Origin of the sequence: Actinoplanes sp. NPDC048967, assembly GCF_040649415.1 — a bacterium.
In the GTDB taxonomy this organism is placed as follows: domain Bacteria; phylum Actinomycetota; class Actinomycetes; order Mycobacteriales; family Micromonosporaceae; genus Actinoplanes.
On record NZ_JBEZFL010000006.1, the window covers coordinates 164,142 to 176,018 of the forward strand.

At 74.4% G+C, this 11,877-nt stretch carries 13 protein-coding genes; 7 read left to right on the top strand and 6 right to left on the bottom strand.

The window, feature by feature from the left end:
• Positions 1-74: 74 nt before the first annotated feature.
• Positions 75-842 (bottom strand): alpha/beta hydrolase, encoded by a 768-nt coding sequence (locus AB0C12_RS26335; protein ID WP_360552317.1) that lies wholly within the window; start codon positions 840-842, stop codon positions 75-77.
• Positions 843-909: 67 nt separating this feature from the next.
• Between AB0C12_RS26335 and AB0C12_RS26340 the strand changes: the two genes are divergently transcribed.
• Positions 910-1,338 carry a MarR family transcriptional regulator gene (locus AB0C12_RS26340; RefSeq protein WP_360552319.1) on the top strand — a complete coding sequence of 143 codons (429 nt, stop codon included), beginning with the start codon at positions 910-912 and terminating at the stop codon, positions 1,336-1,338.
• Positions 1,339-1,411: 73 nt separating this feature from the next.
• Here AB0C12_RS26340 and AB0C12_RS26345 read toward each other — a convergent pair whose 3' ends face one another.
• Both AB0C12_RS26345 and eno read right to left on the bottom strand, forming a co-directional pair.
• A complete protein-coding gene (locus AB0C12_RS26345; RefSeq protein ID WP_360552850.1) occupies positions 1,412-2,320 on the bottom strand; it encodes an LD-carboxypeptidase in 909 nt (302 codons plus the stop codon).
• A 140-nt stretch (positions 2,321-2,460) separates the two neighbouring features.
• Positions 2,461-3,726 carry a phosphopyruvate hydratase gene (gene eno / locus AB0C12_RS26350; protein ID WP_360552321.1) on the bottom strand — a complete coding sequence of 422 codons (1,266 nt, stop codon included), beginning with the start codon at positions 3,724-3,726 and terminating at the stop codon, positions 2,461-2,463.
• Between the two features lie 90 nt (positions 3,727-3,816).
• Here eno and AB0C12_RS26355 point away from each other — a divergent pair, with 90 nt between their 5' ends.
• The 3 genes from AB0C12_RS26355 to AB0C12_RS26365 are packed head-to-tail and all read left to right on the top strand — an operon-like array spanning position 3,817 to position 6,859.
• Positions 3,817-4,734, top strand: a complete 918-nt coding sequence (locus AB0C12_RS26355; protein ID WP_360552322.1) for a MerR family transcriptional regulator — start codon at positions 3,817-3,819, stop codon at positions 4,732-4,734.
• An 11-nt stretch (positions 4,735-4,745) separates the two neighbouring features.
• Positions 4,746-5,897, top strand: coding sequence for a molybdopterin molybdotransferase MoeA (locus AB0C12_RS26360; RefSeq protein WP_360552324.1), 1,152 nt, complete (start codon positions 4,746-4,748; stop codon positions 5,895-5,897).
• Between the two features lie 50 nt (positions 5,898-5,947).
• Positions 5,948-6,859 carry an endonuclease/exonuclease/phosphatase family protein gene (locus tag AB0C12_RS26365; protein ID WP_360552326.1) on the top strand — a complete coding sequence of 304 codons (912 nt, stop codon included), beginning with the start codon at positions 5,948-5,950 and terminating at the stop codon, positions 6,857-6,859.
• A gap of 28 nt (positions 6,860-6,887) precedes the next feature.
• On the opposite strand, the gene AB0C12_RS26370 is transcribed toward AB0C12_RS26365, so the two are convergent.
• Together AB0C12_RS26370 and AB0C12_RS26375 are read right to left on the bottom strand one after the other, a co-directional pair.
• Entirely contained in the window at positions 6,888-7,532 is a 645-nt protein-coding gene (locus AB0C12_RS26370; RefSeq protein ID WP_360552328.1) for a response regulator transcription factor, read from the bottom strand.
• A gap of 52 nt (positions 7,533-7,584) precedes the next feature.
• Entirely contained in the window at positions 7,585-9,189 is a 1,605-nt protein-coding gene (locus AB0C12_RS26375) for a methyl-accepting chemotaxis protein (RefSeq protein ID WP_360552330.1), read from the bottom strand.
• Positions 9,190-9,296: 107 nt separating this feature from the next.
• Here AB0C12_RS26375 and AB0C12_RS26380 point away from each other — a divergent pair, with 107 nt between their 5' ends.
• The gene (locus AB0C12_RS26380; RefSeq protein WP_360552332.1) at positions 9,297-10,136 is read left to right on the top strand and encodes a patatin-like phospholipase family protein; all 840 of its coding nucleotides are present in this window, start codon (positions 9,297-9,299) and stop codon (positions 10,134-10,136) included.
• 60 nt (positions 10,137-10,196) lie between these two features.
• A complete protein-coding gene (locus tag AB0C12_RS26385) occupies positions 10,197-10,559 on the top strand; it encodes a DUF2203 domain-containing protein (protein ID WP_360552334.1) in 363 nt (120 codons plus the stop codon).
• 24 nt (positions 10,560-10,583) lie between these two features.
• On the opposite strand, the gene AB0C12_RS26390 is transcribed toward AB0C12_RS26385, so the two are convergent.
• Positions 10,584-11,378: a hypothetical protein gene (locus AB0C12_RS26390; protein ID WP_360552336.1), complete on the bottom strand. Its 795-nt coding sequence runs from the start codon at positions 11,376-11,378 to the stop codon at positions 10,584-10,586.
• Between the two features lie 191 nt (positions 11,379-11,569).
• Between AB0C12_RS26390 and AB0C12_RS26395 the strand changes: the two genes are divergently transcribed.
• Positions 11,570-11,872 (top strand): hypothetical protein, encoded by a 303-nt coding sequence (locus AB0C12_RS26395; protein ID WP_360552338.1) that lies wholly within the window; start codon positions 11,570-11,572, stop codon positions 11,870-11,872.
• Positions 11,873-11,877 lie beyond the last annotated feature (5 nt).

The following is an 11,877-nucleotide window of genomic DNA, read 5'->3' on the forward strand; positions in this document are numbered from 1 at the left end:
TTCCGCGGTGCACCGATTGAGCACCATCCCCGCGGTCGCCTCGACCTCCGGACGTGAAGGAGAGTGCGAGGCACTCAGGTGCCGGCGAAGTCCCAGATCGCCTCCAGGGTCTGCCGCGGGGTCTCCAGCTGCGGCAGGTGACCGGCACCGGGCAGCGGCACGTGGACGGCGCCCGGGATGGCGGCCGCGTAGGCCTGGCCGTACGCGAAGTCGACGATCCCGTCGCTCTCGCCCCACAGCACGCAGGTCGGCACGGTCACCGCGCTCAGCCGGGCCGCCAGCGTCGGGTCGGCCATGGTGGTGCCGGCGAAGAGCGCGATGGCCTGCCGGTTGGCCGCCAGCACGGCGCGCTGCGCGTCCGGCAGGGAATCCGGGTCGAAGCGGAACCGGTCCGGGTCGGCGTAGGACAGCTGGGTCAGCTCGGCCGGGGTCAGCGCGAAGAAGTCCGCGACCGGATGGCCGGGCACCGCGATGCCGACGCCGTTGAGGATCACCACCCGGCTCACCCGGGGGCGACCCAGCAGGGCGAGCTCGGCGGCGATCCAGCCGCCGATGGAGTTGCCGACGACAGTGACGTCGGTGAGGTCCAGCTCGTCGAGCAGAGCGGCGTAGAGCTCGGCGAGCCCGCGCACGGTGGTGAGGTCGTCGGGGCGCGGCGTGCCGTTCCAACCCGGGTGGGTCGGGGTGAGGACCCGGGCGGGCCGCTCGCGGGCCAGCAGGTCGCCGAACGACAGGAACGACACCGGCCCGGCCCCGCCGTGCAGCAGCAGGAACGGGCGCCCGGAGCCGGACTCGGCCACGGTGACGGCGGCCGACGCCACCGGGTACGTGTTGATCGTCATGCCCCGACGCTAGGCCAGCATCCTTATATAAGCAACCTTAGTTAAGGATGTTGTTATGCTGCTCACCATGGAAAGATCCGTCCAGGAGGTCGGCCTGCTGGTCAAGCGCCTCCAGCACCGCCACCACCGCGCGATGACCGCCGCCCTCACCGATCTCGGCGTCTCCCTGGTGCAGTGGGACACGCTGCGCCACCTGCACGAGAATCCCGGCGCGTCGCTGCACGACCTGGCCCAGCTGACGTTCCAGACCGACCAGGCCTTCGGCACCCTGGCCACCCGGATGGCCGACCGCGGCCTCATCGCCCGCGAGCCGGGCCCCGGCCGGGCCATCCGCCACCGCATCACCGCCAAGGGCGAGCACATCCGGCTGGAGGGCGGGCGGCGGGCCGCCGAGGTGCTCACCCGGTCCCTGGGCCGGCTGACCGCCGGACAGCTCGATCAGCTCGGCGGCCTGCTGGAACTCGCCCTCACCGACGGACCGCCGGACGCCGGGTGACGCCGGGTCGAGCAACGACTTCCGCCCGGGAGCCGGAGCCGACCGCCCGGTCTCGCCGTGATGCCCGGCCGGATCAGGACCTGGCCGTCACACCCGGGGCGATCCGGAGGGTGCCGGCCGCGGTGTCGATCGTGGCCTTCGTGCCCAGCGGCACGGTCAGCTGCCCGTTGCCGTGCCCGATGCGCAGCCCGCCCAGCACCGGCACGCCCAGGTCGCCGACCCGGTCCTGGACCGCCTGGGCCGCCGTCCACTGGCCCTCGGTCACCGGGGCGTTGGTGAACTGGCCGATCGCGATGCCCCTGATCCCGCGCAGCGCGCCCGACCGGCGCAGCTGGGTCAGCATCCGGTCGTAGCTGTACGGCGCCTCGTCGACGTCCTCGAACATCAGGATCGCCCCGGTCAGGTCGGGGAAGTCCCGGGTGCCGTAACCGGTCTGCAGGATCGTCAGGTTGCCACCCAGCAGGGTGCCCGTCGCCGTCCCCGGCACCTGCACCGCGGCGCTCGGCTCAGCCGGGTCGCGGGTCAGCACCACCGAGTCGGTCGTCATGACCGCCCGGCGCAGCGCCTCGATCTCCACCGGGCCGGTGCGGGAGTCCGTCCAGTTGACCATCGGCCCGTAGAAGCTGACCAGCCGCGCGCCGCGCCACAGCCGGCCGATCAGCGCGGTCAGATCGCTGAAGCCGACCAAAACCCGGGGGTCGCGGCGCACCGCGCCCAGGTCCAGCCCGTCCACGATGCGCTGGGTGCCGTAGCCGCCGCGGGCGGCGAAGACGCCCCGGACGCCGGGGTCGCGGAAGGCCGCGTTCAGGTCGGCCAGGCGCGCCTCGTCGGTGCCGGCCAGGTAGCCGAACTTGTCGTTGACGTGGGCGCCCAGCTCGACCTCGAGGCCGAAGCCGCGCAGGATCTCGACGCCGCGGGCCAGGCGGGTGTCCGGCGCCGACCCGGTGGCGATGACCCGGACCCGGTCGCCGGGTCGCAGCATCGGGGGCCGGACGGCACGGCGGGGCGCGGCCTGGGCCGCTCCGGGGACGAGGGTGCCGCCGCTCGCGACGGCGGCGGCTCCCAGCAGGGTACGGCGCGTGATCGTCATCCTTCGCAGCGTGCCGCCCGGCCCGCCGGCGGTCAAGGACAGCCGGCGTACCGGGCGGTGTCGCCCAGCTCCTCCTCGATGCGGATGAGCTGGTTGTACTTCGCCGTACGGTCCGAACGCGACAGTGAACCGGTCTTGATCTGGCCGCAGCCGACCGCCACCGCCAGGTCCGCGATGGTGGTGTCCTCGGTCTCGCCCGAGCGGTGCGACATGACCACCCGGTAGCCGGCCTTGTGGGCCGCGTCCACCGTGGCCAGTGTCTCGGTCAGGGTGCCGATCTGGTTGAGCTTCACCAGGATGGCGTTGGCGTAGCCGCCCTCGATCCCGGCGCGCAGCCGCTCGGCGTCGGTGCAGAAGACGTCGTCGCCGACCAGTTGCACCCGGTCGCCGGTGCGGGCGGTCAGCAGCTGCCAGCCGGTGATGTCGTCCTCGGCCATCGGGTCCTCCAGCGAGCTGATCGGGTAGCGGGCCAGCAGCGCTTCGAGGTAGTCGACCTGCTCGGCGACCGTGCGGTCGAGGTCCTCGCCGGCGTAGCGGTAGCGGCCGCCGGAGAAGAACTCGGACGCGGCCGGGTCGAGGCAGATGGTGATGTCGGTGCCGGGCCGGTAGCCGGTGTCCTCGATGGCCCGCAGCACGAACTCCAGGGCCTGGTCCGCGGTGGCGAAGCCCGGCGCGAAGCCGCCCTCGTCGCCGACGTTGGTGTTGTGGCCGGCCGCGGCCAGGGACTTCTTGAGGGTGTGGAAGACCTCGGCGCCCATCCGGACCGCCTCGAAGAAGGTCGGCGCGCCCACCGGCGCGATCATGAACTCCTGGAAGTCGAGCGGGTTGTCGGCGTGCGCGCCACCGTTGACGATGTTCATCATCGGCACCGGCAGCAGGCGGGCCCCGACCCCGCCGACGTAGCGGTGAAGCGGCTGGTGGTGCGCCTGCGCGGCGGCCTTCACGGTGGCCAGGGAGACGCCCAGGATCGCGTTGGCGCCGAGGCGGGACCTGCCGGGCGTACCGTCGAGCTCGGTCATGGTCCGGTCCACCCGGGCCTGGTCCTCGGCGTCCAGGCCGGTCACCGCCGCGGCGATCTCGCCGTTGACGGCGGCGACCGCCCGGCGCACCCCGCGGCCGTGGAAGCGGGCCGGGTCGCCGTCGCGCAACTCGACCGCCTCGTGGGTGCCGGTCGACGCCCCGGACGGCACCGCCGCCCGGCCCCGGGAGCCGTCGGTGAGGACCACGTCGACCTCCACCGTCGGGTTGCCGCGGCTGTCCAGCACCTGCCGTCCGGTCACGTTCTCGATCTTCGTCATGGGGCCAGCCTGGCCAGCGGAGACGGGTTGCGGAAGGGCGATGATGAACACCTTGACCCGTACCCGGGGGTGCGGGTTTAGGGTCGGCGGATGCGGGTGGGTGAGCTGGCGCGGCGGACCGGGACGACGGTCCGGGCGCTGCGGTACTACGAGACGGCCGGGCTGGTCGTGCCGCGGCGGCTGGGCAACGGCTACCGCGAGTACGACCCCGTCGCCGTACGGCTGGTGACGCAGATCCGCGAGCTCATGGCGCTGGGGCTCAGCGTCGAGGAGACCCGCCCGTTCGTGGAGTCGATCGCCTCGGGGGCCGGGGAGGCGGACGTGTGCGCGGCGGCGCTGGCCACGTACCGGAGCACCATCACCGGCCTGCAGGAACGCATCGGCCGGCTGACCGCCCAGCGGGAGGCCCTCGACGCCCGGCTCGACGAGGCCGCCGGCCGGGTCGTGACCGGCCGCCCGGCGCCGGGCGCGGATCCGGGCGCGCTGGTGGGCCACCGGCTACCGGCGCTGGCGTTCTACGGCACCGACGGACGGCCGGTGGATCTCGGTGCGCTGGGGCCGGGCCGCAGCGTCATCTTCGTGTACCCGCTGACCGGGCGTCCCGGCGTCGACCTGCCGAACGGGCCGCTGGAGATCGCCGGGGCGCGCGGCGGCACCGAGCAGGCCGCGTGGTTCCGCGACCATCACGCGGAGCTGCGCACCGCGGGCGCGGCCCGGGTCTACGGGCTCTCTGCGCAGTCCAGCGGTTATCAGCGGGAGCTCGTGCACCGGCTGCGGCTGCCCTATCCGCTGCTCCCCGACCCCCAGCTGACCGGCGCGCGGGCGCTGGGCCTGCCGACGTTCGCCGCCGGTGACATGACCCTGTATGAGCGCCTCACCCTGATCGTGGCCGACGGCGTGGTCGAGCACGTCTTCCACCCCATCCCCCAGCCCGCCTCGCACGCCCGGCAGGTGCTGCGCTGGCTCACCAGGCGCCGGTCGGCGGGCCGCGACGAACAGCGGGTGTGACACTGGCAGCGATGCCAACCACCGACAGTGCCGCGACCCCGTGGCGAGCCGCCCGCCTGATCGCCGCCGAGGCCGCCACCGCCCTGCCGGCCGAGGACGTCCCGCTGGACCGGGCCGTGGGCCGGGTGCTGGCCGCTCCGGTCCTGGCCCGCGCCGACCTGCCCGGCTTCGACACCGCGGCGATGGACGGCTACGCCGTGGCCGGCGCCGGCCCGTGGCAGGTCAGCGGGCGGATCCTGGCCGGCGGGCCGGGGTGGGCGCGCGAGCTCGGGCCGGGGCAGGCGGTGGAGATCATGACGGGTGCGGTCGTGCCCGCCGGGACGGTGGCGGTGCTGCCGTACGAGACCGCCGACCTGAGCGGCACGACGCCGGCCGCGAAGGCGCACATCCGGCGGGCCGGTGAGGACGCCCGGGCCGGCAGCGAACTGGCCGGTGCCGGCCGGCTCGTCACGCCCGCACTGGCCGGGTTGCTGGCCCAGGGCGGCGCCGACAGCGTGCCGGTGCACCGGCGGCCCCGGATCCGGCTGCTGGTCACCGGCGACGAGGTGGTCAGCCGCGGGGTCCCGGCCACCGGGCAGGTCCGGGACGTCTTCGGGCCGATGGTCTCGGCCCTGGCCACGGCCGCGGGAGCGGTGGTGGCCGAGCGGCTGGTGCTGCGCGACGATCCCGGCCTGCTGGCCGAGCGCCTGACCGCGCCGGACGCCGACGTGGTCGTGGTGACCGGCTCGTCGTCGGCCGGTGCGGCCGATCATCTGCACCGCGTGCTGGAGCAGGTCGCCGCGCGGCGGCTCGTGGACCGGGTGGCCTGCCGGCCGGGCGGGCCGCAACTGCTGGCCGCCTTGCCGGACGGGCGGTGGGTCGCGGGCCTGCCGGGCAATCCGTTCGCCGGCCTGGTCGCGGCGGTGACGGTGCTGCAACCCCTGCTGTACGCCCTCACCGGCCGTTCCGTGCCGCTCGCCACCCGCCTGCCGGTGCGTGGTGACGTGGTCGTCACCGCGCCGGTGACCCGCCTGGTGCCGGTCCGCCTCGCCGGTGACCACGCCGTGGTGGTGCCCGGGAGCCGGCCCGCGAGCCTGGCCGGTGCCGCCGCGGCGGACGCCCTGGCCGTGCTCGGGGACGGCTGGACCGACGGCTCCCCCGCCGATCTGCTCCCGCTCGGCTGACCGGATCGCGTCCCGGCTCCGCGCGGCCCGGCACTCACTAGGCTGGACGGATGGATCGACGGCAGGTGCGGGTGGGCAGCGCCGTGACCGCCGTCGCCGCCGTCACTCTGGCCGCGGTGCTGGCCCTGCACCGGCTGGTGCCCGGAGCGCTCGGCACGGCCCTGGACAGCGGCCTGCCGTGGCTCGGCCTGCTGGTGCCGGCCCCGCTCGCGGTGGCGGCGCTGCGCCGCTCGTCGCGGACCTTCGTCGTCTGCCTGCTGCCCGCGGTGTTCTGGGCGGCGATGTTCGGGCCCGTGCTGGTGCCACGCTCGGCGGCCGACCACCACGACCTGCGGGTCGCGACCCTGAACCTGGGCGCCGGGAATCCGAGCCCCGGGCCGGCGGTACGCGCGGTGCTGGCCGCCGCGCCCGACGTCCTGGTGCTGCAGGAGCTGACCCCGGCCAACCTCGCCGCGGCCCGGCGCGAGCTCGCCGGCGGGTACGCGTACCACGCGGTGACCGGCACCGTGGGGTTGTGGAGCACGCTGCCCCTGACCGAGCCCGGCCCGGTCGACATCGGCATCGGCTGGACCCGGGCGCTGCGGGTCACCGTGCCCAGCGCCGACGGCCCGGTCCGCGTCTACGCCGCGCATCTGGCCTCGGCCCGCCCGGCCGCGACCGCCGAACGCGACCAGACGATCGCCGCGCTGGCCGCCGCGCTGGCCGCCGACGAGAGCCCGCGGGTGCTGGTGGCCGGTGACCTGAACACCGCCACCACCGACCGGCAGTTCGACGCGTTCGCGCCGCTGCGCGACACCCAGCAGGAGGCCGGCGCGGGTTTCGGCTTCACCTGGCCGGCCGAGCTGCCGGTGCTGCGCCCGGATCACATCCTGCAGCGCGGCATGTCGACCCAGCGGTCCTGGGTGCTGCGGGCGCCGGGCAGCGACCACCGGGCCGTGCTGGCCGAGCTCGACACCGCCTGACCGCCACGGCCGCCAGGTCCGGGCCGGTTCAGGCCGGGACGACGAGACGGAAGCCGACGCCGCGGCGGTTCTCGATCCACTTGGCGTCGCCGAGTTTGCTGCGCAGGCTGGCCACGTGGAAGTCCAGCGTCTTGCCGGGACCGAGGAAGTCGGGCTCCCACACGGTGTCGAGGATGTGCCGGCGGGCGACGACCGCGCCCGGTTCGGCGGCCAGCAGCACGAGCAGGTCGTACTCCTTGGGGGCGAGCGGGATCGGCACGCCGTGCAGGCGGATCTGCCGGGTGCGGGTGTCGATGGCCAGGGGCCCGTACCGGCGGACCGGCTCCTGGGCCGGCACCCCGCGGGCCCGGCGGGTCGCCGCGCGCATCCGGGCGACCAGCTCCGGCACCCGGTAGGGCTGCCCCACCAGGTCCTCGACGCCGAGCTCCCGGCCGAGGCTGCGGTCGTGCACGCCGCCGCGCCCGGTCAGCAGGATCATCGGGATGTCACCGTCGCCGCGCAGCTTGCGGCAGGCCTCGACGCGCCCGGTGTCGCGCCGGCCGAGGTCGAACAGGACCACGTCGGGTGGCGCCGCGGCGAGTGCGGCCGCACCGGTGGTGACGTGGTCCGCGGTGATGCCGTACCGGGCCAGGCCGTCGATCAGCGGTTCGGCGATCGACACGTCGTCTTCCACCAGCAGGACTCTCATGGCCGGTGATACGGCTGCCGAGCCCGCGCGGATGAATTCAGACGCGGTAGAGCGAGACCGTGCTGCTGAGCTCGGCGGCCATCCGGGCCAGCTCGGCCGCGGTCTGCTGGGTCTCGGTGGCGCCGCTGGTGACCTGCTGGGCCGCCTCGGCGACGCCCGAGATCGTCTCCGCGATGCTGGCCGAGCCGGCCGCCGCCGTGCCGACGCTGTGCGCGATCTCGCCGGTGGTCGCGGTCTGCTCGGCCACCGCCGAGGCGATCGTGGTGGTGTAGCCGTTGATGGTCGTGATCACCTGGCCGATCTCACGGATCGCCTCGACCGCGCCGTCGCTCTCGGCCTGGATCGAGGCGACCTGGGTGGAGATGTCCTCGGTGGCCCGGGCGGTCTCCTGGGCCAGGTCCTTGACCTCGCTGGCCACCACGGCGAAGCCCTTGCCCATCTCCCCGGCGCGGGCCGCCTCGATCGTCGCGTTGAGGGCCAGCAGGTTGGTCTGCTGGGCGATCGCGGTGATCAGCCGGACCACGTCGCCGATCTGGGTCGAGGCCGCGCCGAGGCGGGCCACGCTGGTGTTGGTCGCCTCGGCGGTGCGCGCGGCCCCGGCGGCCACCTCGGCCGCCTCGCCGGCGTTGTCGGCGATCGCCCGGATCGACACGCCCATCTCGTCGGCGCCGGCCGCGACCGCCCGGACGCTGTCCGACACCTGGCCGGCGGCCGAGGAGACCGTGCTGACCTGTACGGAGGTCTCCTCGGCGGAGGCCGAGAGCTGCAGCGACACGGCGGAGAGCTGCTCGGCGGCCGAGGCCAGCGTCTGGGAACTGCCGGTGACCTTGCCGACCAGGCCGGCCATCGCCTCGGCGGTGGCGTTGAGCGTGTCCGCGAGCTGGGCGATCTCGTCGCGGCCGCCGACTTCGACCCGGGCGGTCAGGTCACCCTGGCCGATCTGCTGGAGGGTACGCACACAGCGGGCCAGCGGCCGGACGATCAACCGGGCGATGCCGGCCGCCAGCAGCAGGCCGGCCACCGCGCTGACCGCCAGCACGACGATGACCCAGAGCCGGGTGGAGTGGAACAGCTCCTCCGCGCCGGCCTCCTGAGCGGCGGCTTCCCGCACGGTGGCCTCGGACAGCGTGGCCAGGTCGGCCCGCAGGGCGTTGAGCTCGTTCTCTTGCGGGCCCGAGCGCAGCGCCTCCACCGCGGTGCGGTCGCCGCTGGTCACGGCCGGGACGAGCTGGTCGTCCACGAGGGTCTGATAACGCGCCCAGTCGGCCTCGAAGGTGGTGACCGCCGCACGTGACTCGGCGCCCAGCGGGAAGGCCTCGTACTCGGCGGAGGTGGTGGCGACGCCCTGCTCGGCGTCCTTCAGGGCGGTGGCGGCGGCCGAGCGTTGTGCGCCGTCACGGGCCAGGATGAAGTCGTCGGCCGCGAGCCAGGCCAGGTTCGCCGCACTGCGCAGTTCCCCTATGGTGTTCAGCTCCAGGCTGTGCCCGTACACCGTCTTGACCTGGTCGTTGGTGCGGCTCAGGCTGCTGAGGGCGAAGGCGCCGTCGGCCACGCTGAACGCCGCGATGATCCCCACCGCGATCATGATCTTGGTGCCGACCCGCCGGTCCGTCAGCAGCCGCCAGCGCAGATTGTCCGCCACCCGCTCAGCAAACCACCCATCGCGGCCCCGACGAGCCGGAATGCCGCACAAGCGGGTGTGTGACCCAGCCGCTTGTGAGGCGGCACGGCGGCCTGCACCCTGGGGACATGGAGCTGACAGAGCCGGACCGGCCGGCCGGGGCCGAACCGGTCCGCATCGGGCTGGCGCTCGGCGGCGGGGCCGTGCGCGGTGCGGCCCACATCGGCGTGCTGAACATCCTCGACAAGGCCGGCCTGGCCCCGTCGGTGATCACCGGCTGCAGCGCCGGCGCCCTGGTCGGCGCGCTCTACGCGGCCGGCATGAGCACGCCGGACATCTCCGCGCTGGCCCGCACCCTGCACTGGACACGCCTGGTGCGCCCCAGCATCACCGGCCGGTCCCTGTTCGAGACGTCCCGGCTGGGCACCTTCCTCGACAAGACCCTCGACGGCCGCACCTTCGCCGACCTGGACCTGCCGTTCGCCACGGTGGCCTGCGAGCTCACCACCGCCCGGCGGGTGGTGCTGGACGACGGCCCGGTGGCCAGCGCGGTCCTGGCCAGCTCGGCCATCCCGGGGGTCTTCCCACCGGTCACCCGCGACGACATGCTGCTGGTAGACGGCAGCCTGGTCGACATGGTCCCGGCCGCCCTGGCCCGCGGCATGGGCGCCGACATCGTGGTGGCGGTGGACGTGTCCGGCCCGCTGCCGCGCCGCCCGCCGAAGACGATGGTGCAGATCATGGTGGCGGTCAGCACCCTGCACCCCGGCGTCGAGGGACAGCTGGCCCGCGACGCGGACCTGGTGCTGACCCCGGACGTCGACGCGTACGCGTTCTGGGAGCTGTCCCGGATGAGCGAGTTCGAACTGGCCGGCGAGGCCGCCGCCGAGGAGTCCCTGCCCCTGGTGCAGGCGCTGGTGCGGGTGGCCGAGGCCCGCGCGGCCTGGCGCAACCGTCAGCGCCCCTGAGGACCGCGCCCCGCGAGCCTCCCTGCTCCGCGGCCCGCCCCGGGTGACAGACTTGCGGTCATGGGGTTGTTCACGCCGGCGCAGGCCCGCATCGAGCTGGCCGGGTTGCGGCCGGTGCTCGACGAGCTGGTCGTCGTCCGGGCCGACATGGTCGAGCTGTCCGCCGCGCTGGCCGTCGGGGGCACGCCGACGGCGCTGGGCGGGCTGCCCGAGCAGAAGGCCGCCGAGGCCCGGCTCAATGAGCTGATGACCGAGGTGCAGGAGACCGGGGCCGAGCTCAAGGGCGTCGCGCCGCTGCTGGTCGACTTCCCCGCCGACCTCGACGGGGTGCCGGTGCTGCTGTGCTGGCTCGAGGGTGAGGCCGAGCTGGGCTGGTACCACCGCCTGGACCTGGGCTTCGCGGGCCGGCGCCGGCTGCCCTGAGCCGAGCGGCCGGCGCCGGGACGCTCAGGTGTCGGAGGGCAGCTGCCGGCGGCCGAACTCGAGGGTGTCGAGGTCGCCGTGGAACTGGTCCGTGTCGATGTCACTCTGGCTGGCCCGGATGCGCTTGCCGCCGATGACGACGGCGCCGCTGGGCAGGATGTCCTCCAGCGGACCGGTCTGCTGCGCGGGCGGCAGCACCTGCCGGCCGGTCTCCCGGTCGTGGACGCGGATCTGGAACAGCACCGGGGACAGCCGTACGCAGGTCACCCGGTACCACCGGCCCACCGTCAGCCGGAAGTCCTCGGGCCCGGCCGGCAGCAGGACGAACCGGGTGCCGTCCGACCACCGGCACGAGGGCCGGCCGTAGTCGACCTGCATCTTCCACTGGCTGACGCCGGCCCCGGCCGCGCCGAACTGGAAGACGTTCATGCCGGCGGCCGGGGACGGCGGTTCGGTGAGGCGGAGGTCGGCGCCGAACACGAACCGTCCCTCGCCACCGTCGTCCGGGACCAGGGTGATGCTGCTGGCCGGTTGGATGATCGCTTGTGGACACGGCGCGACGGTGCAGCTGCCGCCGGGGAAACGCAGGAACGGGTCGCCGCCGGGTCCGGCCACCGAGGTCACGGCACCGCCGCCGCCGGTGAGGATGCTGCCGTGCAGGTCGTTGCCGCTGCTGTCGGCGACCTGGGTGGCGGTCACCAGGTCACCGGCATAGCGCAGTTCCAGGGTGCCTGTCGGTGGTGCCGCCGCCGCGGGACCGGCCAGGGCGAGGACGAGCACGGCCGCGGCCCCGCTCGTCGCTGATCGCAGAAGGTTCATGGTCCCGAGTGCAGCGGAGCCGGTGGCGGCGGACAAGGCGGATCGGTGCGACAAGCCGGGCCGTACCCGATCGGGGTCGTCCGGTCGTCGTATCGTGGGGTGACGTCGCAGGCCACGTCGGAGGTGATCACGGTGCACCGGTGCTCATGACAGCCCCATCCCGGGGTGTCACGGAGCCGAAAGGCGACCGTATGAGCAGGACCGACAAGACCAGGCCGTGGTGGGTGAAGCTGGCCGAGCGGCCGATGGTGACCTGCCGGCCGCAGCATGATCACCGCTTCGGGGCGTGCACGCTGCCGGACCGGATCGACGCCACGACTCCGCCGAGCAACCGCCCCTCGCCGGGCTGCCGCTGGGTGGTGACCGCCCGCTTCGCCGACACCATGCACAACGGCTGCCGCGAGTGCACGGGCTACTACTTCCGCCGCGACGAACGCCGCCGGAGCCGTCATGAGACGCGCCGCGAGCTGCGCGGCTATCACGGCCGGGACTGACGGGT

What these genes read in the sequence shown, in the direction of transcription:
- AB0C12_RS26335 (WP_360552317.1), bottom strand. Translation starts at nt 842, where the DNA reads ATGACGATCAACACGTACCCGGTGGCGTCGGCCGCCGTCACCGTGGCC.
- AB0C12_RS26340 (WP_360552319.1), top strand. Translation starts at nt 910, where the DNA reads ATGGAAAGATCCGTCCAGGAGGTCGGCCTGCTGGTCAAGCGCCTCCAG.
- AB0C12_RS26345 (WP_360552850.1), bottom strand. Translation starts at nt 2,320, where the DNA reads ATGCTGCGACCCGGCGACCGGGTCCGGGTCATCGCCACCGGGTCGGCG.
- eno (WP_360552321.1), bottom strand. Translation starts at nt 3,726, where the DNA reads ATGACGAAGATCGAGAACGTGACCGGACGGCAGGTGCTGGACAGCCGC.
- AB0C12_RS26355 (WP_360552322.1), top strand. Translation starts at nt 3,817, where the DNA reads ATGCGGGTGGGTGAGCTGGCGCGGCGGACCGGGACGACGGTCCGGGCG.
- AB0C12_RS26360 (WP_360552324.1), top strand. Translation starts at nt 4,746, where the DNA reads ATGCCAACCACCGACAGTGCCGCGACCCCGTGGCGAGCCGCCCGCCTG.
- AB0C12_RS26365 (WP_360552326.1), top strand. Translation starts at nt 5,948, where the DNA reads ATGGATCGACGGCAGGTGCGGGTGGGCAGCGCCGTGACCGCCGTCGCC.
- AB0C12_RS26380 (WP_360552332.1), top strand. Translation starts at nt 9,297, where the DNA reads ATGGAGCTGACAGAGCCGGACCGGCCGGCCGGGGCCGAACCGGTCCGC.
- AB0C12_RS26385 (WP_360552334.1), top strand. Translation starts at nt 10,197, where the DNA reads ATGGGGTTGTTCACGCCGGCGCAGGCCCGCATCGAGCTGGCCGGGTTG.
- AB0C12_RS26390 (WP_360552336.1), bottom strand. Translation starts at nt 11,378, where the DNA reads ATGAACCTTCTGCGATCAGCGACGAGCGGGGCCGCGGCCGTGCTCGTC.
- AB0C12_RS26395 (WP_360552338.1), top strand. Translation starts at nt 11,570, where the DNA reads ATGAGCAGGACCGACAAGACCAGGCCGTGGTGGGTGAAGCTGGCCGAG.